Source organism: Ruegeria sp. CE12 (assembly GCF_056537525.1).
The window spans coordinates 1-1,609 of the sequence record NZ_JBQFRS010000042.1; the positions used below are offsets into that span (position 1 = coordinate 1).

Consider the following 1,609-nt stretch of genomic DNA (forward strand, 5'->3'; position numbering starts at 1 on the left):
TAAAGCCACCTCTTTCGGAACTTCCGATCAAGACCGCTGACAACGGTTTTTATCGGGGGTTCAGTATTAATGTGACGGTGATCAGCAAGATCATCATCAGCCTGCTGGTTGTCTGGTGTATTGTGTGGCCGACGCAAGCCGGGCGCGTCCTGGGCGATTGGAACGCGGCCATTCTGGCGCAGTTCGCCGCCTGGTACATCTGGGTTGTGACTGCGTTTGTGATCGTCTGCATAGGCTTGGCAATCTGGCCCACAGCGGGGCGGCTGAAGCTGGGTGTGGAAGGCGAGAAGCCCGAATTTTCAAACTTCTCATGGTTCTCGATGATGTTTGGTGCGGGCATCGGTGTTGGCATGTTGACATGGGCCGTTGCTGAACCGGTGGCGCATTTCAAAAACAACCCGTCGGTCATTCAGGGTGTCACAACGGCTCTGGACGCCGACAATGTACGTACGGCCTATGTCTGGTCTTATTTGCATTGGGGTTTCGGGGCTTGGGCATGTTACGCGATAGCTGGCTTGGCGCTTGCTTTCTTCAGCTACCGTCGCGGACTGCCACTGACGATCCGTTCTTCATTGACTCCATTGTTTGGTAAATCACTGTCGGGCAACCTCGGCCATTTGATCGACATCGTCGCCGTTGTTGCCACTATTCTTGGGGTAGCCCAGACATTGGGTTTCGGTGTCGAGCAGTTCGTTGCAGGGCTCACACGTATCGGTGTCGGCGGCCTTGCTCAGCCTGATGGTTCGGCCACGACACTGGGCATCGTCGTTGCTCTGATTGTCATCATGGGTGCGTCGACCTTGTCGGCTCTATCCGGTGTCGGGAAAGGCATCAAATGGCTGTCGAACATCAATATGGGCCTATCGATCTTCCTTTTGGGTTTCTTCATCCTGTTCGGTGCCACCTTCTTTGGCGCAAAGGCGTTCTTCGTAGGCATCTGGGATTATGTGATCGCGCTGCCATGGCTGAGCTTCAATGTGTACGCCTCTGATGGTGTTGAGGGGTCGGAAGCGTTCCTGCTTGCACAGTGGCAGGGCTGGTGGCCGGTCTTCTACTGGGCGTGGTGGATTGCGTTCGCACCCTTTGTCGGCCTGTTCCTGGCGCGGATTTCCAGAGGTCGGACGATCCGTGAATTCGTATTGGGCGCGATGATTGTGCCCGCGCTGATGTGCTTTGTCTGGTTCGCCTGGGCCGGAGGCACGGCAATCGATCTGGAACTGAACGGAGACGCAAACGGCGTCATTCTGGATGCTGCGAACGGTGACAAGATCTTTGCAATGACGGAACACATGCTTGCTCCGATTGCAGAAGCACTGGCGTGGGCGATGGCCGCTGTGATCGTTGTCCTGCTGTTGACGTTCCTTGTAACGTCCGCTGACTCGGCGGTCCTGATCGTGAATACGATCAATGCAGCCGGTGACGAAGGGCCCAAAGCGCGTCCGCACATCATGTTCTGGGGCGCGGCTCTGGCATTGGTAGTTGGTGGTCTGCTGATCTCTGGCGGGACAGGCGCGATCCAAACCGCGATGGTCATCGGGGCGCTGCCATTCTCGATCGTCATGGCACTAATGTGCATCGCGCTGATCAAGGCCATCTGGAACGACGGCAG

The 1,609-nt window shown here is 56.6% G+C and carries 1 protein-coding gene; it reads left to right on the forward strand.

Translation table 11 applies throughout. The annotated features are described in order from the left end of the window. On the forward strand, positions 1-1,609 hold a 1,609-nt coding region (locus ACR0IO_RS22975; RefSeq protein ID WP_480745153.1), incomplete at both ends, for a BCCT family transporter.